The organism is Streptomyces sp. MCA2 (assembly GCF_023544705.1).
Lineage (GTDB): Bacteria > Actinomycetota > Actinomycetes > Streptomycetales > Streptomycetaceae > Streptomyces > Streptomyces decoyicus.
In genome coordinates, this window is sequence record NZ_JAMJFM010000020.1 from 18,456 (window position 1) to 37,246 (window position 18,791).

18 protein-coding genes are annotated in these 18,791 nt (G+C 70.9%); 6 read left to right on the forward strand and 12 right to left on the reverse strand.

Going from position 1 to position 18,791, the window contains the following annotated elements; translation table 11 throughout:
• Positions 1-47: 47 nt before the first annotated feature.
• The 4 genes from M8I34_RS18475 to M8I34_RS18490 form a co-directional block, all read right to left on the reverse strand.
• The gene (locus tag M8I34_RS18475) at positions 48-785 is read right to left on the reverse strand and encodes a MerR family transcriptional regulator (RefSeq protein ID WP_250050524.1); all 738 of its coding nucleotides are present in this window, start codon (positions 783-785) and stop codon (positions 48-50) included.
• 40 nt (positions 786-825) lie between these two features.
• Positions 826-1,740: an alpha/beta fold hydrolase gene (locus M8I34_RS18480; RefSeq protein ID WP_250050525.1), complete on the reverse strand. Its 915-nt coding sequence runs from the start codon at positions 1,738-1,740 to the stop codon at positions 826-828.
• A gap of 80 nt (positions 1,741-1,820) precedes the next feature.
• Positions 1,821-3,224 carry a M20/M25/M40 family metallo-hydrolase gene (locus M8I34_RS18485; RefSeq protein WP_308372410.1) on the reverse strand — a complete coding sequence of 468 codons (1,404 nt, stop codon included), beginning with the start codon at positions 3,222-3,224 and terminating at the stop codon, positions 1,821-1,823.
• 109 nt (positions 3,225-3,333) lie between these two features.
• Positions 3,334-4,410: an FAD-dependent oxidoreductase gene (locus tag M8I34_RS18490; RefSeq protein WP_250050526.1), complete on the reverse strand. Its 1,077-nt coding sequence runs from the start codon at positions 4,408-4,410 to the stop codon at positions 3,334-3,336.
• 78 nt (positions 4,411-4,488) lie between these two features.
• Here M8I34_RS18490 and M8I34_RS18495 point away from each other — a divergent pair, with 78 nt between their 5' ends.
• Positions 4,489-5,043 carry a TetR/AcrR family transcriptional regulator gene (locus tag M8I34_RS18495; protein ID WP_250050527.1) on the forward strand — a complete coding sequence of 185 codons (555 nt, stop codon included), beginning with the start codon at positions 4,489-4,491 and terminating at the stop codon, positions 5,041-5,043.
• A gap of 178 nt (positions 5,044-5,221) precedes the next feature.
• Complete coding sequence (locus M8I34_RS18500) at positions 5,222-6,097, forward strand: chitosanase (protein ID WP_250050528.1); 876 nt, start codon at positions 5,222-5,224, stop codon at positions 6,095-6,097.
• 139 nt (positions 6,098-6,236) lie between these two features.
• Here M8I34_RS18500 and M8I34_RS18505 read toward each other — a convergent pair whose 3' ends face one another.
• The 8 genes from M8I34_RS18505 to M8I34_RS18540 all read right to left on the reverse strand — a co-directional run bounded on the left by M8I34_RS18505 (position 6,237) and on the right by M8I34_RS18540 (position 13,703).
• Positions 6,237-7,688 (reverse strand): nucleobase:cation symporter-2 family protein, encoded by a 1,452-nt coding sequence (locus M8I34_RS18505; RefSeq protein ID WP_250050605.1) that lies wholly within the window; start codon positions 7,686-7,688, stop codon positions 6,237-6,239.
• Positions 7,689-8,012: 324 nt separating this feature from the next.
• Entirely contained in the window at positions 8,013-9,416 is a 1,404-nt protein-coding gene (locus M8I34_RS18510) for an 8-oxoguanine deaminase (protein ID WP_250050529.1), read from the reverse strand.
• An 8-nt stretch (positions 9,417-9,424) separates the two neighbouring features.
• Positions 9,425-10,864 (reverse strand): nucleobase:cation symporter-2 family protein, encoded by a 1,440-nt coding sequence (locus M8I34_RS18515; RefSeq protein WP_250050530.1) that lies wholly within the window; start codon positions 10,862-10,864, stop codon positions 9,425-9,427.
• A gap of 85 nt (positions 10,865-10,949) precedes the next feature.
• Positions 10,950-11,906, reverse strand: coding sequence for a factor-independent urate hydroxylase (gene pucL / locus M8I34_RS18520; RefSeq protein ID WP_030984251.1), 957 nt, complete (start codon positions 11,904-11,906; stop codon positions 10,950-10,952).
• Between the two features lie 7 nt (positions 11,907-11,913).
• Entirely contained in the window at positions 11,914-12,339 is a 426-nt protein-coding gene (uraH, locus tag M8I34_RS18525) for a hydroxyisourate hydrolase (RefSeq protein WP_250050531.1), read from the reverse strand.
• Positions 12,336-12,884: a 2-oxo-4-hydroxy-4-carboxy-5-ureidoimidazoline decarboxylase gene (gene uraD / locus M8I34_RS18530; protein ID WP_250050532.1), complete on the reverse strand. Its 549-nt coding sequence runs from the start codon at positions 12,882-12,884 to the stop codon at positions 12,336-12,338. The genes uraH and uraD overlap by 4 nt, the downstream gene beginning before the upstream one ends.
• Before the next feature lie 172 nt (positions 12,885-13,056).
• Positions 13,057-13,437, reverse strand: coding sequence for a helix-turn-helix domain-containing protein (locus tag M8I34_RS18535; protein WP_244418015.1), 381 nt, complete (start codon positions 13,435-13,437; stop codon positions 13,057-13,059).
• Positions 13,434-13,703 (reverse strand): thiamine-binding protein, encoded by a 270-nt coding sequence (locus M8I34_RS18540; RefSeq protein ID WP_250050533.1) that lies wholly within the window; start codon positions 13,701-13,703, stop codon positions 13,434-13,436. The genes M8I34_RS18535 and M8I34_RS18540 overlap by 4 nt, the downstream gene beginning before the upstream one ends.
• A gap of 136 nt (positions 13,704-13,839) precedes the next feature.
• Between M8I34_RS18540 and M8I34_RS18545 the strand changes: the two genes are divergently transcribed.
• From M8I34_RS18545 to M8I34_RS18560, 4 genes are all read left to right on the forward strand, one after another.
• Positions 13,840-14,682, forward strand: coding sequence for a TIM barrel protein (locus tag M8I34_RS18545; RefSeq protein ID WP_250050534.1), 843 nt, complete (start codon positions 13,840-13,842; stop codon positions 14,680-14,682).
• A gap of 31 nt (positions 14,683-14,713) precedes the next feature.
• Positions 14,714-15,610, forward strand: coding sequence for a 2-hydroxy-3-oxopropionate reductase (locus tag M8I34_RS18550; RefSeq protein WP_250050535.1), 897 nt, complete (start codon positions 14,714-14,716; stop codon positions 15,608-15,610).
• 4 nt (positions 15,611-15,614) lie between these two features.
• Positions 15,615-17,030, forward strand: a complete 1,416-nt coding sequence (locus M8I34_RS18555; protein WP_250050536.1) for a thiamine pyrophosphate-binding protein — start codon at positions 15,615-15,617, stop codon at positions 17,028-17,030.
• Between the two features lie 210 nt (positions 17,031-17,240).
• Positions 17,241-18,698, forward strand: coding sequence for a catalase (locus M8I34_RS18560; protein ID WP_250050606.1), 1,458 nt, complete (start codon positions 17,241-17,243; stop codon positions 18,696-18,698).
• Positions 18,699-18,791: the final 93 nt, after the last annotated feature.

Genomic DNA, 18,791 nt, shown 5'->3' on the forward strand with positions numbered 1-18,791 from the left:
GCACTGCGGTACGTACCGGCCCTTCGCCATTCCGTTCCGTGCGTCTGTCAGTTGTCGTGCCCGGCGGGCCGGCGCTGCTCGGCGCGGTGGGCGAGCGCCTCGATGATGCGCTGCCATGCCGGTGAGGCCTCGGAGATCCGGGAAGAGACCAGCTTCAGGTACCCGGCGCGGTCGTTGTCCCGTTCGTGTCGGATCTCCCATGCGTCCAGGTCGTCGATGAGCCGGTCCAGGCGTGGGTCGTGCGGATCCCAGTCGACCGACTGATCACAGGCGAGGTACAGACGCGTCGTCTCGGGGTCGTCGAGGCCGGCGTTCTTCTCCCGTATCCGCTGCGGCATGACGTGCGGATCCAGTGCCTGCATCAGGATCCACGCGTCGCGCTCGAGTCGTACCCTGCGTTCGCTGACGCCGAGATGGCGCATCCGGTCCAGGATGGCGACCACCTCGGGGGGCAGGACAAGCCGTTCGCCGCCGGCCAGTTCGGCGATCCTGCGGCGGTTTTCGTTGAGCTGGTCGATCTTGCGCTGCAATGCGGCGTCGATGCCGCTGACGGCCTCGGCGAATTCGGCCGGCTGTGCATGCAGCAGCGCGTCGATACGGGCCAGTGGCACTCCGGCATCGGCGAGGGTCCTGATCCGGATGAGGTCCACCGCCGCTTGCGCGCGGTAGCGGCGGTAGCCGGAGGCGTCGCGCTCGGGCTCGGGCAACAGGCCGACGTGGTGGTAGTGGCGGACGGTGCGCACGGTCACGCCGGCGGTTGCCGCGAGCTGCCCGATCGTGAGCACCGTCCCCCTCAGGTCTACGTCCAACGTGGTCGTGCCGAGTCTAGGCGCGAGCCGCCCGGTCGATGACGTCGCGGATCGCGCGGACCACGGCGTCGGGGCGGTCGAAGCAGAGCCGGTGGTGGACGGTGTCGGAGAGGATGCGTTGCTCCCCGTGCGAGACCCCGCTCACCAGGGCCGCGTCCAGTCGGGTCCTGCCGTCGTGCATCTCTTGCAAGGTCCGCTCCGACGTCAGCGCCCGCTGGCCGGGGTCGGTGCCCACCACGGAGAGAGCGACCACCGGGACATCGGGAATGCCGGGCCCGGCCCGCAGTTCGGTGGCCAGTTCGGCCAGCTTGCTGCGCTCGGCGATACCGACGTCGGTCCATTCGTCACTCGCCTTGGCCTCGATCAGCGCCTGCCGCACGTGCTCGGGGTAGCCCGCGAGCAACTCGGCGCTCATCTCGCGCAGGGCCGGGCGCATCTTTTCCAGCTGCGCCCGGTCAGGTGCCATCTGCTCGACCGCGGCCAGAGCGGCCGCGGGCGGCATGAAGTCGTCCCAGTCGCGGTGGAAGGCGTCCAGCCAGACCAGCCCGGCCACGTCCTGCGGGTAGAGCTGCGCGAACCGGTGCGCGTAGAAGCCGCCGAGGGAGTGCGGCACCAGAACGTAGGGGGCGGCGATGTTCCGGGCGCGCAGCAGCTCGCGCAGTTCCGTGGCGACCGCGGCGGCGGTGCGCGGCAGCGGGAGGGGATCGCTGTAGCCCGTGCCGCCGCGGTCGTACACGACGGCGGTGGTGAACGGGGAAACCTCCTGCTGGACACCGAAATAGTCCAGGCCCACCGCGCTTGCGCCCGGCAGGAACACCACGGCCGGTCCGCCGCTGCCCGACCGGTGCACGAATATGCGGCGGCCGTCGATCTCCTGGAACCCTCCGACCGGCGGCGCGAGCCGGGACGGGGAAGTGCTGTTGGTCGTCATGCGCCAAGGCTCCAACCTTGACGCAGGGTCAGGGTCAAGCCCTGCCGCCGCGGAAGCCGGGCCGGCGGGCGGTGGAGTCGTTACGGGGTGCCGTCGGGGCGGTAGGTGGCGGCGTACTCGGCGAGGAAGGCTGTTTCGGCGAGCAGGGCGCCGCGGAGTTCGGACAGCAGCACCCGTTCGTTGGGGCCGTGCAGACCGCAGAGGTTGTCCTCGGCGCCGAAGAGCAGGATCTCCGCGTCCGGTACGGCCTTCGCCAGGCCGTTGACCAGGGGGATGGAGCCGCCGGTCGCGCAGTGGACGGGGTCGGTGCCCCAGGCGCGGCGCAGTGCGGTGCGGGCGGCGCGGTAGGCGGGCCCGTCGGTGGCGGCTTCGTAGCCGGGGCCCGCGTCGCCGGGGGTGACGGTGAGCGGGATGCCGAAGGGCCGCAGCCGTTGCAGATGGCGGACGAGGGCGGCCTGCGCCTCCCGGGGGTCCTGCCGAGGGTGGACGCGGAGGTTGAGCTTGGCGCGGGCGAAGGGGACGACGGCGGAGGCGGCGCGGTCGACGGGCGGGGCGTCCAGGCCGATGACGGTGAGGGCGGGGCCGCTCCACAGCCGTTCGCCGAGGCCGCCGGTGCCGAGCAGCGGGGTGCCGTGCGGGATGCCGGCCAGCTCGCGGAACTCGTCGTCGGTGAGGGCGGTGCCGCGCCACGGTTCGCGGCGGAGTCCCTCGACGGCGACATCGCCGTGCAGGTCGTGCAGGGTCGACAGGGCCTTGAGGAGGACGAGCAGGGCGTCGGGGGCGGCGCCGCCGTACTCCCCGCTGTGTACGGCGGCGTCGAGGGTGCGCACCTCGACGAAGACCTCGGCGGCGCCGCGCAGGGCGGTGGTGAGGGTGGGGGTGCCGGGGCGGATGTTGCCGGTGTCGGCGATGATCATCGCGTCGCAGGCGAACAGGTCGGGGTCGGTGGGCGGGTAGTCGTCGAAGGAGCTGCCGTACTCCTCCTGGCCTTCGAAGACGATTTTGATGCCGACCGGCGGGCGGCCTCCGTAGGCCCGCAGGGCACCGATGTGGACCATGAGGTTGGCCTTGTCGTCGGCGATACCGCGGGCACGGATGCCGCCCTCGATGTCGGCGGGTTCGAAGGGCGGGGAGTCCCAGAGCCGCTCGTCGCCGGGCGGCTGGACGTCGTAGTGGCCGTAGAGGAGGACGGTGGGTGCGTCGGGGGTGGGCGGCGGGAGGCTGCCGGTGATGACGGGGGCGGTCTCGGGGAGGTTGAGCTCCCCGATGTCGGCCACGCCGGCGTCCCTGAGCAGGGCGACGAGCAGATCGCGGGCCTGGAGGACCGGCTCGGGCGAGAAGCCGGGGAAGGCGATGGAGGGGACGGCGGCGAGCCGCTTGAGGTCGGCGCACACCCCGTCCATCAGCGCGTCGACGGTGGTCTCCAGAGCGGCGGCGGCCTTCCGGGCGCGGTGGGCGTGCGGGTTGTCGGCTTCCTGGTTCACCGCGAAACCCCTCTCCGTGGCGCCGTCGGTGCGCACACATTGACTCACTTTCAGGGCCGATGCAGCATATCGGGCGTTATGGGCCTGAAGGCGGTATGCGCTACGGCGCTCAGGCCGGCGGGCCGCCCAGCGCCAGCGCGGTCCGCGTCGCGGCGTTCCGCAGCCCGGTCAACCGCCGGGCGTGCGCCATACGGTTCATCAGCCGCGCGGCACGCACCAGCCGCTGGGTCGCCGGACGCCGCACCCGGTCGTACGCACGCAGCGCGGTCGGCACATCCGGCGCGGCCGTCAGCGCCCGCGTCAACTCCACTGCGTCGATGAGCGCTTCGCAGGCTCCGCGGCCGAGATCGGGGGTCATGGCGTGGGCCGCGTCGCCGATCAGGACCGTACGGCCCTTGGCATAGGCGGGCAGGGGCGGATCGAGGTAGTAGAGGTCCAGGCGCAGCACCTCGGACTCCGTCAGCCGGTCGAGGATCTCGCGCACTCCGGCGTGCCAGTGGCCGAACCACCCGCGCAGCGTGGCGGCCTCCCGGCCCGGATTGCGCCGCCCCTCGGGGGTGACGGCACAGGCGAACCAGTTGGTGCGGCCGTCCGGGAGGGGCGTGATGCCGAAGCGGAGGCCCTCGCCCCAGGTCTCGGTGATGCTTCCGGTCTCCCCGTCGACGGTGCCGCGCCAGGAGGACGCGCCGACGTACCGGGCCCGGTGGCGCGGGCCGAACAGCGCCGTACGGGACGCGCTGTTGAGCCCGTCGGCCGCGACCACCACGTCGTACGAGCCGTCCAGCGTGCGGAGGTCCGCGATGCGCGCGTCGAAGGTGACCGCCCCCTCCCCTGCCGCGCCGTACAGGAGGGCGAGCAGGTCGGGACGGGAGATGAGCCGGGGCACCTCGCCCGTACGCCGCTCCAGCCCCGCGACGTCGAGGGTGGCGATCCGGCTGCCGTCGGGCCGCAGGAAGGCGCCCGAGGTCTGCGGGCGGCTCAGGGAGCGCGCCTGTGCGCCGACGCCGAGGGCATCCAGGGCACCCAGTGCGGCCGGCCACAGACCGAGTGCGGTACCGGACGTGGGGAGCCGGCGGGCGCGTTCGAAGACATCGACCGACCAGCCGCTTTTGCGCAGGGAGAGGGCGGTGGCGAGCCCGCCGATGCCGCCGCCCACGACGGCCGCCGTACGTGGTTTCCGGGTCATGGCCGCACGCTACTATGTTTATAGTGGATCGGCACTACAAACATAGTAAGAACCGGGTCGGCACGAAGGGCGCACAGGGTGACACGACGGCGGGAGCAGGTGCTGGACGCAGGGATCCAGGTGCTGGGCGGCGAGGGAGCGCGGCGGCTGACCTACCAGGCCGTGGACGCCGCGGCAGGAGTGCCGTCGGGCACCACCTCCAACTACTTCCGCAACCGGGCGGCCCTGATCGACGGCATCGTCGACCACCTCCAGACCCTGGAGCGCCGCGACTGGGAGGCCTTCGCCGCGGCGGCCGCCCCGGCCGACGCCGGTGAACTCGCCGATGCCGTGACCCAGTTCCTCCGGTACGCGACCGGCCCCGAGCGGGCCAGGACCGCCGCCCGCTTCGCGCTCTACCTGGAGTCCTCGGCCCGGCCCGAGCTGCGCCCGGCGCTCACCCGCGGCCGGGAGACCGTCGTCGGCTGGGGCGCGGAGTGGCTTCAGCGCTTCGGCTCACCGACGCCGCGGCGGCACTGCGAGATCCTCTTCGACTACATGGACGGCGTCGCCTTCCACCAACTCGCTTTCCCCGTGGAGGACTTCGACCCGGGTCCGGGCATCCACGAGCTGCTGGGCGGGTTGCTGGGCTGAGCCTTGCAGGTCGGCGGGGGCGCAGGGGCCCCGCCCCGGCACCCGCACCCCTCCGACGACCCGCCAGGAAGGCCCCGACCGGGGCGGCCTGACGGGTATACGGCCTCTCGCCAGTCTGGTAGGAAAGCTTCCTAACGATTGGGGACCCCCCCACGGCCCTCTCCGACTGGAGGACTCCATGCGCACCCGATCGATAGGCACATCCCTGCCCCGGACCACCGCCCGCGTCGCCCTGGGCCTCGCCCTGCTCGCCGTGCCGGCCACCGCCGTCGCCACCACCGCGGGCCCGGCCGCCCCGTCCCGTCCGGCCACGGCTCAGCACGCTCCGCACCCGGCACGCGCCGCGACCGGTCTCGACGACCCGGCGAAGAAGGAGATCGCCATGCAGCTGGTCTCCAGCGCGGAGAACTCCTCGCTGGACTGGAAGGCCCAGTACAAGTACATCGAGGACATCGGTGACGGCCGCGGCTACACCGGCGGCATCATCGGCTTCTGCTCCGGCACGCACGACATGCTCGAACTCGTCGAGCTGTACACCCATCGCAAGCCCGGCAACGTCCTGGCCACGTACCTCCCCGCGCTGCGCGAGGTGGACGGCAGCGACTCGCACGACGGCCTGGACCCGGACTACACCGAGGACTGGAAGAAGGCCGCCCAGGACCCCGAGTTCCAGCAGGCCCAGAACGACGAGCGGGACCGGGTCTACTTCGGCCCCGCGGTCGAGCGGGGCAAGGCCGACGGGATCGGGGTGCTCGGCCAGTTCGCCTACTACGACGCGATCGTGATGCACGGGGACGGCGACGACAGCACCAGCTTCTCCGGCATCCGCAAGCGCGCCCTGGCCAAGGCCGAGCCACCGGCCCGGGGTGGCGACGAGAAGACCTATCTGAACGCCTTCCTCGACGCCCGGGTCTGGGCGATGAAGCAGGAGGAGGCGCACAGCGACACCAGCCGGGTCGACACCGCGCAGCGGGTGTTCCTGAAGAACGGCAACTTCGATCTGCACACTCCGCTGGACTGGAAGGTGTACGGGGACAGCTACCACATCGGCTGACTCCGCCCCGCCCCGCCGCACAGGTCCGCAGCCGGCCGCAGTACGGGTCCGCAGCCGCCCGCGGCCGCCCGCGCACAGCCCAACGGCCCGTAGAAGAGCCGCAGTTGCCGCTCTCCACGGGCCGTTGCCCTGCCCCGAGTCAGTGGGCGGGCGCCACCGCGGGCTCGCCGGCGTCGTCCGCGCTGCCGGGGGCGGGCTGTGGCGGTATCCCCGGATCGACAGGGCCCGCGGCGACCGTGTCCCCCGCCGCGTCCCCGTCCGCCGTCTTCCGGCCGAAGTGGTTGAAGGCGAGGTTGAGGACGATGGCGACCAGACAGCCGGTGCTGATACCGGAGTCCAGGACGACCAGCAGGTCCTTGGGGAGGTGGTGGTAGAAGTCCGGTGCGGCGATCGGGATCAGCCCGATGCCGACGGCGGCCGCGACGATCAGGGCGTTGTCGCCCTTCTCCATCGCGGCGGAGGCCAGCGTCTGGATGCCGCTGGCGGCCACCGAGCCGAAGAGCACGATGCCGGCGCCGCCGAGGACCGGCAGCGGGACCAGCGAGATGACCGAGGCGGCCACCGGACACAGACCCAGCACGATGAGGATCAGACCGCTGGTCGCCACGACGTAGCGGCTGCGCACCTTGGTCATCGCGACCAGGCCGATGTTCTGCGCGAAGGCGCTGTTGGCGAAGCCGTTGAACAGCGGGCTGAGGGCCGTGCCGAGGGTGTCGGCGCGCAGTCCGCCCTCGATGGTGCGCTCGTCCGCCGGGCGGCCGACGATCCGGCCCAGGGCGAGCATGTCGGCCGTCGACTCGGTCATACAGACCAGCATCACGATGCACATGGAGACGATCGCGGCGACGTCGAACTGCGGGGCGCCGAAGTGGAAGGGCGTCGGGAAGCCCACCAGGGAGGCCTCGGTGATCGCGGAGAAGTGGGTGATGCCGACGGGTATCGCGATCAGGGTGCCGGCGATCAGACCGAGCAGGATCGCGATCTGCTGGAGGAAGCCGCGCAGCACCCGGCGCAGCACCAGCACGATCACGAAGGTCAGCGCCGCCATCCCGATGTTCGTCAGCGAACCGTAGTCCGGGGCCCGGTCGTTGCCGCCCTGGGACCAGTTGAAGGCCACCGGCAGCAGCGAGACGCCGATCAGGGTGATGACGGTGCCGGTGACCACCGGCGGGAAGAACCGTACGAGCTTGGAGAAGTAGGGGGCGAGCAGGAACCCCAGCACACCGGCGACGATCACCGCACCGAAGATGATCGGCAGCGCGTTGTCGGGGCTCTGCGCCTTGCCGATGGCGACCATCGGGGTGACACCGGCGAACGAGACGCCGTTGACGAACGGCAGCTTCGCGCCGACCTTCCAGAACCCGAGCGTCTGGAGGAGCGTGGCGATGCCCGCCGTGAAGAGGCTGGCGCCCATCAGGAACGCGGTCTCGGTGGCGCTCAGCCCGCAGGCCGGCCCCACGATCATCGGAGGGGCCACCACGCCCGCGTACATCGCGGCCACATGCTGGAGGCCGCTGGTGAACATTTTGAAGGGCGGGAGGGTCTGGTCGACCGGATGCTTCCGGTCCCCCTCAGACTTCTGCCCGGTCATTGCGGCCACTGCGGGCCTCCTTCGTTTTCTGCGTCGCCGGGGCCCGGCGAGGCGAGGCTGTCACGGAGGGCTTGCCATGTGGTGCGTTGGTGCAAGAAGTCGCCTGGTGAGCGGTGCTGCGACGGTCCGCGCTCGTGGCGCGCACGGACGGCGGCGGGCCGGCCGGCCCAGGGGTGGGAGCCGACCGGCCCGGGGGTGCGAGAAGATCCCGCACCCCCGGGTCCGGCGCTTGTGGATCCCGCTCGGATCCACAAGCCCGGCCGGGAGCCGTCCCTCCCGGCCGAGTTCAGGGGTGTGCGTCGGCCGTGTGACCGCGCCGTGGGGTCAGCCCTCGGCGGCGATACGGGCCAGACGCTGTGCCTCGGCCCGCGCGGTGCGGGCGATGGCGTCCTCGTCGACGTGGGTGAGGTGGTTGTCCTCGACGACCGGCCTGCCGCCGACGAGGGAGAGGGTGACCGGCGCCGCCGCGCCGAAGACGAGGGCGGTGACCGGGTCGGCGATGGAGGAGTGGCCGAGGCCGTCCAGCTTCCACAGCACCAGGTCGGCGAGCTTGCCGGCCTCCAGCGAGCCGATCTCGGACGTCCGGCCGAGGACCTGCGCGCCACCGTAGGTGCCCAGCCGCAGCGCCTTACGGGCGTTGAGCGCGGCCTCCCGGTGGGCGCCGAGGCGGTTGATCAGCAGCGCGTTGCGCAGTTCGGTGTGGAGTTCGCCGGACTCGTTGGAGGCGGTGCCGTCGACGCCGAGGCCGACCGGGACGCCGGCCGCGAGCATGTCGGGGACCCGGGCGATACCGGCCGCGAGGCGGGCGTTGGAGGACGGGCAGTGCGCGACGCCGGTGCCGGTGCGGGCGAAGGCGGCGATGTCGGAGTCGTTCATGTGGACGCAGTGCGCCATCCACACATCGTCACCGAGCCAGCCGGTCGACTCGAAGTAGTCGGTCGGGCCCATGCCGAACAGCTCGTGGCAGAACTTCTCCTCCTCCACGGTCTCCGAGCCGTGGGTGTGCATCCGTACGCCCTTACGGCGGGCCAACTCGGCTCCCTGCCGCATGAGTTCGGTCGAGACGGAGAACGGCGAGCAGGGCGCGGCGGCGATGTGCACCATCGAGCCGAAGGAGGCGTCGTGGTGGGCGTCGATGGCCTCCTCGGTCGCCAGCAGGGCGCCCTCGGTGGTCTCGACGGCGAAGTCCGGGGGCAGCCCGCCGTCCTTCTCGCTGCGGTCCATGGAACCGCGGGCCAGGGTGATCCGGGCCCCGATCTCGGCGGCGGCCGCGAGCTCCGCGCCGACGAGGTCGCCGGAGCCCCGGGGGAAGACGTAGTGGTGGTCGGAAGCGGTGGTGACGCCGCCCTTGACCATCATGCCGAGCGAGCCCTGGGTGGCTGCGGCGAGCATCGGGGCGTCGATACGGGCCCAGGTCGGGTAGAGCGCGACCAGCCAGTTGAACAGGTTGTGGTCGGTGGCCAGCCCGCGGGTGATCCACTGGTAGAAGTGGTGGTGGGTGTTGACCAGTCCGGGGGTGACGAGGTGTCCGGTGCCGTCCACCCGGCGGACGACGTTCTCCAGGCCCTCGGGGGCCCGGCCGGCGCCCACCGACTCGATGATGTTGCCGGCGACCACCACATGACCGGTGGCGTACTCGGTGTCGTGGGCGTCGACCGTCGCGATGGCACAGTTCTCGATGACGATGCGCTGCTTCACCGCGCTGTCAGGGGATGCCGATGCAGCCATGAGGCTTCCTACTTTCGGTACGGGGCTTTGGGCACGGCATGGCCCTGGGGGATTTGAGTGCCGGAGCCGGGCGAGGCGGCTGACAGTACCGCTGCCCGTGGGGTGCTCCGGGTGCCGAGATGGTGGAAGAACAGGTTGAGCAGAACCGCGACCAGCGCGCCCGCACTGATCCCCGAGCCGAGCACGGTCCGTGCCCAGGCGGGGAAGTCGGCGTAGAAGGTCGGCGCGGCCAGCGGGATGATGCCGGCGCCCAGCGACACGGCCACCAGGATGATGTTGGAGCTGTCGTCGAGACCGGCCTCGGAGAGCGTACGGATACCGCTGACCGCGATCGACCCGAACAACACGATCCCGGCGCCGCCGAGGACCGGCATCGGCACCAGCGAGACGACCGCACCCAGGACGGGGAACGCGCCCAGGACGAGGAGCGTGCCGCCGGCCAGCGCCACGACGTACCGGCTGCGGACCCGGGTCAGCGAGACCACCCCGACGTTCTGCGCGAAGGCGCTGGTCGGGAAGCCGCCGAAGACGGGGCCGAGCAGGGTGGCGAGGCCGTCGGTGCGCAGTCCCCGGGTGAGGGTGGCGCCGGTGGTCGGGCGGTCGCAGATCTCGCCGAGCGCCAGCATCCCGGCCGACGACTCCGTCATCAGCACCAGCATCACGAGGCACAGCGAGAGGATCGCGGCGGGCTGGAACTCGGGGGCGCCGAAGGCGAACGGGGTGGGCAGTGCGGCGACCGGGGCCGTGCGCAGCCCGTCGAAGCTCGCCATCCCGAAGGGGATCGCGGCGAGGGTGCCGACGACCAGGCCGATCAGCAGCGCGATCTGCTTGAGGAAGCCCCGAGTGAAGCGCTGGACGAGCAGGATCACCACGAGGGTGAAGGCGGCCAGCGCCAGGTATTTCATGGCGCCGAAGTCGGCGGCGTGTTCGTCGCCGCCCTGCGCCCAGCCGACCGGGACGGGCATCAGGGTGACCCCGATGAGGGTGATGACGACACCGGTGACCAGCGGCGGGAAGAAGCGGAGCAGTCTGCCGAAGAACGGGCCGACCGCGAGGCAGAAGACCCCGGCGACCATCACCGCCCCGTAGATCGCGGGGAGTTGATGCCCTTTGGCCGTGGTCTCGGCGATGGCGAGCAGGGGGGTGATGCCGGCGGAGCTGGCCGCGTTGACGAACGGCAGGCGGTTGCCGGCAAGTTCACGGATGCCGAGCGTCTGGAGGAGTGTGGCGAGTCCGGCGATGAGCAGACCGGCGGCGATCAGCCGGGTCCGGCCCGCGGGGTCCAGGCCGACCGCCTGGCCGATGATGAGCGGAGGGGTGACGACACCGGCGTACATGGCGGCGATGTGCTGGAGCGCGGCCGGTACGAGCCGCTTGGCAGCCGGCTTCTCGTCCACCGGATGGACCGGTGGCGCGGGGTGGTGCGGGGTGTGCGATTGCTGTGCCATGGGTCGTTCCCCTCGGGTTTCGCGTTCCCCTCCCCGCCGCGGGGCGGGAAGGGGAACGCGAGGCACGGCGTGACGTCGGAGCCACTCAGAGGTTCGTCAGATCCACCGGGATCCTGGGCTCGACACCGTCGCGCAGAACAGTGGCTTCGATCAGGCCGTACGGGCGGTCGGCCGCGTAGTAGACAGCTCCATCGGCGGTATCGTTCTTGAGCCCGAACGGCTCCAGATCAACCAGGAAGTGGTGCTTGTTCGGGAGGGAGAAGCGGATCTCGTCGATCTCGGAGCGGTTGTTGATCACGCGCGACCCCATTTGGTACAGGGTCTGCTGGAGCGAGAGGCTGTAGGTCTCCGCGAACGCCTGGAGCATGTGCTTCTTGACCTGCTCGTACGAACGCTCCCAGTTCGGCATCCGCTGCTCGTCGTCGGTCCAGTTGAACCGCCAGCGGCTGGACACCTCGGTGGCCAGGATGCGGTCGTAGGCCTCCTTCAAGGTCGTGTACTTGTCCTTGATGTAGCCCCAGAACTCCGAGTTGGTGGAGTTCATCACCACGAGGTCCTTCAGACCGGAGATGACCTGCCACTGCTCACCGTCGTAGGTGATCTCGGTCAGCCGGGTCTCCTGGCCCTTGCGGACGAAGGAGTGCTGGACCTCGTCGGCGCCGATGAAGCGGGAGCTGGCGTCGGAGGTGGCGATCCGCTCCCAGGAGTACTCCTCGATCCGGATACGGGCGCGGTGGATCGGCTCCTGGCTGGTGACGAAGTGCCGGGCCAGATGGATGCCGAACTGCTCGGCCGACTCGATCCCGTGCTCCTTGGCGAAGGCGTACACGGTGTTCTTCGTGGTGTCCGTCGGCAGGCAGTGGGCGTTGGAGCCGGAGAGATGGACCTCTTCCAGGTCGCCGGAGAGCGCGACCGAGACGTTCAGGTCCTTGATGTGGTGCGTGTCGCCGTCGCGGGTGATCTTGACGACGCGGTTCTCCGCTTTGCCGTACTGGTTCTGGCCGAGAATCACCGGGCGGGCCGGGCGGGAATGGGCAGTCATGTCGGTGCTAGCTCCCTCGGTATACGGAGTAGCCGAACGGGTTGAGCAGCAGCGGTACGTGATAGTGCTCGCCCGGCATGACGGCAAAGGTGATTGCCACCTCCGGGAAGAAGACTCCGCTGTCCCTTACGCGGGGGGCGTCCTGCTGTTCCTCGGCTTGCTGAGTTGCCTTGTGGTCTACGCGGTGCTGGTGCGATACGAAGTACTCCTCGACGGCGAAGTCGAGGCGCACATGGGTGGTGCCTTCGGGCAGGGCCGGAAGGTCCTTGCAGCGTCCGTCCGCGTCGGTCGTGGAGGCGCCGTGGGCGGCCCAGGCGCCGTCGCTGCCGGAGCGCACCGAGAGCGTGAGGGCGACGCCCTCCGCGGGGCGGCCCACGCTGGTGTCCAGGATGTGCGTGGACACCGACGTCCGTGCAGCCGTCTCGCTGCTCATGGTGCGTCTCCTTCTGCGTGCGCGATACGGGTCAGGCGGATGCGGTTGATCTTGCCCAGTTCCCCACGAACGATCTCTCGTTCCTGTTCCGGCGTATTGTCGATCCGGTTACGGACCGCGTCCCGCATCTGCTCCCCGGTACGGCCGGAGGCGCAGATCAGGAAGACGTGCCCGAACTTCTCCTGGTAGGCCAGGTTGAGTTCGAGCATCTCCGACTTGAGCGCTTCGGAGGCGCCGGACATACCGCTCTGCTCGCGGTGCGAGGTGGGATCGCCCGGCTTCGGCCGGCCGATCGGCGGGTGCCCGGCCATCGCCTCGGCCAGGTCCTCCGCGGTCAGCTCCGCCATGGCGGCGTCGCTCGCGGCGAACAGGGCGTCGGTGGTGGCGTAGGGGCGCTGCGCGAGAACCTTGCTCCCCCAGGCCCGGCTGGCACACACCTCGTGCAGCGCGGCCCGCGCGGTGGTGTCGTCGGCGGTGTTGAACCGGGTGAGCCCCGGCGTGGGCTCGGGGGTGTCCCCCGTCGAGCGTGGTGAACTCGAAGACACGGGAAGCCTCCGTGGCCTGGTGCTGGACAGCTCTGCTTGGCTGGAAACAGCTAAGACCCCCGGCAACAACACGTCAACACTTTGTTGAAAACTCGGCGACACAAAAGCCGCCGTCCGGTGCTACGGGACGGCGGCCCGGGGATGTGGGCCGCCGTCCCGGCGGGAGTCCGCCTCAGTCGGCGTCCTTCGCGGCGTTTTCCCTGTTCAGGTAGTTGTAGACGGTGAAGCGGCTGACGCCGAGGGCACTCGCGACCGTCTCCACGCCGTGCCGTACCGAGAAGGCGCCACGGGACTCCAGGATCCGCACCACCGATTGCTTGGTCTTGCGGTCCAGCTCCGCCAGCGGCATGCCGTGCCGGCGCTGGAGCTCGGCCAGGATGTGGTCGAGCGAGTCCGACAGATGCGGGAGCCGTACGGCCACCCGGTCCTGCCCCTCCCAGGTCAGCACGACATCGTCGCCCTGAGCCTGGTCCGGCGTGACCATCTGTCCGCCCATCGCGTCGATCAGCGGCTTGACCGCCTGGACGAACGGGTGGTCGGCGGGCTCCGTCACGTCGCATCCCCCTCGCCCTGCCCGGCATCCCGGATCACGTTCACCTGGAGGGAGACCCGGGTGGCACCCGCCTGGAGGGACTCGCGCAGCAGGGTGGCCACCGCGCCGAGCACCTGGTCGGCGTCGCCCTCGGCCGTATTGCCGAACGGACCGACGTCGACGGCGTCCAGCCGGGCGCCCGTGACGACGTCCCGCGCCACCACCGCATGCGCCGGCGCCTCGTCCAGGTCGAACGGCTCCGTCGTGAACTCCACTCTCAATCGCACGCCGCTCAACCTACGCGCGGTTCGGCCCGGCCACCAGAAATTGCCCCGGAGCCCTCTTGACAGCCTTTGAGGCCGCCAGGCAGTGTTCCAGTAAGCAGAAAAACAGTTCCACTATCCGGAAGGAGCGCCCGCCCCGATGGGTTTCACGGACACGCGCTTCAACGTCAATCTGTCGATCCTGTTCACCGAGCTTCCGTTGCTGGAGCGGCCGGCGGCCGCACGGGCGGCGGGCTTCACGGCGGTGGAGCTGTGGTGGCCGTGGGTGGATTCCCCGGTGCCGGAGCAGGCGGAGCTGGAGGCGCTGCGGGCCGCGCTGAACGATGCCGGGACGCGGCTGGTGGGCCTGAACTTCTACGCCGGGCAGCTGCCCGGCCCCGACCGCGGCGCCCTGTCGGTGCCGGGCGAGGAGTCGGAGAAGTTCCGGGCGAACGTGCCGGTGGCGGTCGAGTTCGCCCGCTCGCTGGGCTGCACGGCCTTCAACGCCCTCTACGGCAACCGCGTCGAGGGCGTTCCGGTGGCGGAGCAGGACAAGCTCGCGCTGGAGAACCTGGCCTTCGCCGCCCGTGCGGTCGCCGAGGTCGGCGGGACGCTGCTGATCGAGGCGCTCAACGCGCCGGAGTCGCCCCACTGCCCGATCGTGAGCGCGCCGAAGGCCATCGAGGTCGTGGACGCGGTGAACGCGGCGACGGGGCTGGACAACGCCCGGTTCCTGATGGATCTGTACCACCTGTCGATGAACGGCGAGGACCTGGACGAGGTCATCGACCGCTACACCGCCAAGACCGCCCACGTACAGATCGCCGACAACCCCGGCCGCGGCGCCCCCGGCACCGGTGACCTGGACTTCACGGCGTTGCTGGGGCGGCTGAAGAAGGCCGGATACGACGGCTGGACCGGCCTGGAGTACAAGCCCGGCGACGGGCCGAGCGCGAGCGCCTTCGAGTGGCTCCCGGCCCCGCTGCGCGCCGCCCGCTCCTGACGTCCCACAGCTTTCCGAAAGAGGCACTCTCATGAGCAATCTGCCCAAGATCGCGTGGATCGGTCTCGGCATCATGGGCTCCCCCATGGCCGAGAACCTGATCAAGGCCGGCTACACGGTCACCGGCTACACCCTCGAAGCCGACAAACTCGAGCGCCTGGCCGCCGCCGGCGGCACCGCCGCCACCTCGGCCGCCGAAGCCGTCACCGACGCCGACGTCATCATCACCATGGTCCCCGCCTCCCCCCACGTCGAAGCCCTCGCCTACGGCCCCGACGGCATCCTGGCCCACGCCCGGCGCGGCGCCCTGCTGATCGACATGTCCTCCATCACCCCCCAGACCTCCATCGACCTGGCCAAGGCCGCCGCCGACAAGGGCATCCGCGTCCTGGACGCCCCCGTCTCCGGCGGCGAAGCCGGCGCCGTCGAAGCCGTCCTGTCCATCATGGCCGGCGGCGAACAAGCCGACTTCGACGCCGCCCGCCCCCTCCTCGAAGCCCTCGGCAAAACCATCGTCCTGTGCGGACCCCACGGCGCCGGCCAGACCGTCAAGGCCGCCAACCAGCTCATCGTCGCCGTCAACATCCAAGCCTGCGCCGAAGCCGTCGTCTTCCTCGAAAAGTCCGGCGTCGACCTCACCGCCGCCCTCGACGTCCTCAACGGCGGCCTCGCCGGCTCCACCGTCCTCACCCGCAAAAAGGACAACTTCACAAACCGCGACTTCCAGCCCGGCTTCCGCATCGACCTCCACCACAAGGACATGGGCATCGTCACCGACGCCGCCCGCACCGTCGGCGCCGCCCTCCCCGTCGGCACCCTCGTCGCCGGCCTCGTCGCCTCCCTGCGCGCACAAGGCGACGGCGGCCTCGACCACTCCGCCCTCCTCCGCGGCGTCGAACGACTCTCCGGACACACCACCGAAAGCTGAGGCCATGGCGGCGCAGCGGATTCCCGCCGTACTGGCGGCCGTTCAGATCATGAAGAACGAGGGCGTCGACATCGTCTTCGGCTGCCCCGGTGCCGCCCTTCTCCCGCTGTACGCGGCGATGGAGGAGGCCGGCATCGAGCGGTTGTCGGGACGCCATGAGGAAGGCGCCGCGTTCATGGCTGACGGCTGGGCCCGTACGACGGGGAGGACCGGTGTCGTCGCGGTCACCGCGGGTCCGGGGTCGGCACGTCTGATCACCGGGCTGTACGCGGCACAGCAGGATGCGGTCCCGCTGGTGTGCGTCACGGGCCGGGAGACCGCCGGACCGCGCCGACGGGCCGGCCCGCCGCGGCACGCGACCGGCCGGCCGCCGGATCTCGTCCGGCTGGCCGGTCCGGTCACCAAGCGCGCCGAGCGGATCGAGGATCCGGCGCGCATTCCGGGGGCCTTTCGCGAGGCGTTCCGGATCGCGCGGGAGGGCCGCCCCGGCCCGGTCCTGATCGATCTTCCGGCCGATCTGGCCGCGGCGGAGATCGTCCATGACACCGGGCGCCGTCCCGGGTGCGGGGGCCGGCCTCCGCGGGCCGGAGTGGTGCAGGGCGGGACGGTGCAGACGGGGGCGGTGCAGGGCGGGACGGCGCAGACCGGAACGGCGCAGGCCGGGTCCGTACGCGCCGAGCACGTACGGCCGCTGGGCGCCGCCTCGGGCCCGGCCGGTCACGCGGACCCCGACGGCTCCCGGAGCCCGGTCTCCTGGGTCCTGGCGGAGGTCGCCGCGCTCTTCGGTGCGCAGGACCATCCGGAGGCCGAGCCGGACGCCGCGCCGGGCATCGGGCCGGGCACCGGGCCGGGCAGCTATCTCGTCAGCAGCTCGGCCGGCGACGGTGACGCCGCCTTTGCGGACACCCCGTACGGGCAGCGGCACCGGCTCCACCGCCGGAGCGGGCCGCCCGGCTGGGAGGTGCCGGCCGCGATCGGCGTCCGCAAGGCACTGGACTCCCGGGGCGAGCGGGACGCGGAGGTCGTCGTGGTCGTCGACGGCCACGGCTTCCCGTTCCCGGCCGAGGAGTTGGCATCCGCGGTCCGCCACGAGGTGCCCTTCGTACTGATCCTGTTCAACCCCGGCCACGAGGACCACAGCCGGTGCGGGCAGCACGGCCCGTACGAGCACCTCGCCCGCTACGACCAGGGCCGTACGGACCACGTGAAGCTCGTGGAGGCGTACGGCTGCGCGGGCCGGGACGTCCTCGATCCGGCGGAACTCCGCTCGGCGGTCGAGTGGGCGCGCAAGGAAGCCGTCTCCACGCGGCGGCCGGTCCTCGTGGAGATCCGGACCGCGTGCGCGGAACGCGCTGCCGGCGGCCCGCCCGCAGGCCCCGTACACGAGTTCGCCCACGGGACGTTCGCCCACGGGACGTGAGACACGCCCCGGAACCGGTCCCCCTCAGCTTCCGGGCGGTGGCTGCGCCGACACCTGTCCTGTCGCGCCCAGGCGCGGCCGCCGCCCGGAATACCCCTCAGCTTTGTTTCAACAAACTGTTGACGTTTGGTCGGAGCCCTTCTTACGCTCCGACATGCGGAAGCCAACTTCCGCGCTCTCGTACGGAAGGTCACCATGTCGAAGCCCACGCTGACGGCGCGCTTTCTCACTACGGAGGCTGGCGCCCCCGTCGCCGACAACCAGAACTCCGCCACCGCCGGCGTCGGCGGCCCGATCATCCTCCAGGACCAGCACCTGCTGGAGAAGCTCGCCCGCTTCAACCGCGAGCGCATCCCGGAGCGTGTGGTGCACGCCCGCGGCTCCGGCGCGTACGGCTACTTCGAGGTGACCGATGACGTCACCGGCTTCACCCGTGCCGACTTCCTCGACACCGTCGGCAAGCGGACCGAGACCTTCATCCGCTTCTCGACCGTCGCCGACAACCTCGGCGGCCCGGACGCGGCCCGTGACCCGCGTGGCTTCGCGCTGAAGTTCTACACCGAAGAGGGCAACTACGACCTCGTCGGCAACAACACCCCGGTGTTCTTCATCAAGGACCCGATCAAGTTCCCCGACTTCATCCACTCGCAGAAGCGCGACCCGTTCACGGGCAAGCAGGAGCCGGACAACGTCTGGGACTTCTGGGCGCACGCCCCCGAGGCGACCCACCAGATCACCTGGCTCATGGGCGACCGAGGTATCCCGGCCTCCTACCGCCACATGAACGGCTACGGCTCGCACACCTACCAGTGGACGAACGCCGAGGGCGAGGCCTTCTTCGTCAAGTACCACTTCAAGACGAACCAGGGCATCCGCTGCCTGGACGCCGAGCAGGGCGCCGAGCTGTCCGGCAAGGACCCCAACAGCCACCAGACCGATCTGCTCCAGTCCATCGAGCGGGGCGTGTACCCCTCCTGGACGCTGTACGTGCAGATCATGCCGGCGGCCGAGGCGGCGGACTACCGCTTCAACCCGTTCGACCTGACGAAGGTGTGGCCGCACGCGGACTACCCGCTCCAGCGCGTCGGCCGCCTGGTCCTGGACCGCAACCCCGACAACGTCTTCGCCGAGGTCGAGCAGTCGGCCTTCTCCCCGAACAACTTCGTGCCCGGCATCGGCCCGTCCCCGGACAAGATGCTCCAGGGCCGGCTGTTCGCCTACGCCGACGCGCACCGCTACCGCCTGGGCGTCAACCACACCCAGCTGCCGGTGAACGCCCCCAAGGCGACCGAGGCCCACAACTACGGCCGGGACGGCCTGATGGCCACCCACCGCTACGACCGGCACGCCAAGAACTACGAGCCGAACTCCTACGGCGGCCCGGCGCAGACGGACCAGGCGCTCTCCGCCCCGCTCGCCGTCTCCGGCCACACCGGCACCCACGAGGCCCCGGCGCACACCAAGGACGACGACTTCTTCCAGGCCGGTGAGCTCTACCGGCTGATGTCGCAGGACGAGAAGAACCGTCTGGTGAACAACATCGCCGGCGGGCTCTCCCAGGTCGGCCGCGACGATGTGATCGAGAAGAACCTGGCCCACTTCCACGCCGCCGACCGGGACTACGGCGCGCGCGTGGAGGCAAAGGTCCGTGAGCTGCGCGAGGACTGACGGGGGGTCAGCATCCTCGCGCATCCGTACCGGCCGGCCCGTTGAGGGGTGGCCGGCCGGTACGGAGAGGTAGCGCGAGCTCCGCGGTACACG

Excerpts from the sequence above, each read along its gene's own strand:
- M8I34_RS18515 (WP_250050530.1), bottom strand. The coding sequence starts at position 10,864 with ATGGCACAGCAATCGCACACCCCGCACCACCCCGCGCCACCGGTCCAT.
- uraH (WP_250050531.1), bottom strand. The coding sequence starts at position 12,339 with ATGAGCAGCGAGACGGCTGCACGGACGTCGGTGTCCACGCACATCCTG.
- M8I34_RS18555 (WP_250050536.1), top strand. The coding sequence starts at position 15,615 with ATGGCGGCGCAGCGGATTCCCGCCGTACTGGCGGCCGTTCAGATCATG.
- M8I34_RS18480 (WP_250050525.1), bottom strand. The coding sequence starts at position 1,740 with ATGACGACCAACAGCACTTCCCCGTCCCGGCTCGCGCCGCCGGTCGGA.
- pucL (WP_030984251.1), bottom strand. The coding sequence starts at position 11,906 with ATGACTGCCCATTCCCGCCCGGCCCGCCCGGTGATTCTCGGCCAGAAC.
- M8I34_RS18550 (WP_250050535.1), top strand. The coding sequence starts at position 14,714 with ATGAGCAATCTGCCCAAGATCGCGTGGATCGGTCTCGGCATCATGGGC.
- M8I34_RS18505 (WP_250050605.1), bottom strand. The coding sequence starts at position 7,688 with ATGACCGGGCAGAAGTCTGAGGGGGACCGGAAGCATCCGGTCGACCAG.
- M8I34_RS18490 (WP_250050526.1), bottom strand. The coding sequence starts at position 4,410 with ATGACCCGGAAACCACGTACGGCGGCCGTCGTGGGCGGCGGCATCGGC.
- M8I34_RS18545 (WP_250050534.1), top strand. The coding sequence starts at position 13,840 with ATGGGTTTCACGGACACGCGCTTCAACGTCAATCTGTCGATCCTGTTC.
- M8I34_RS18510 (WP_250050529.1), bottom strand. The coding sequence starts at position 9,416 with ATGGCTGCATCGGCATCCCCTGACAGCGCGGTGAAGCAGCGCATCGTC.
- M8I34_RS18500 (WP_250050528.1), top strand. The coding sequence starts at position 5,222 with ATGCGCACCCGATCGATAGGCACATCCCTGCCCCGGACCACCGCCCGC.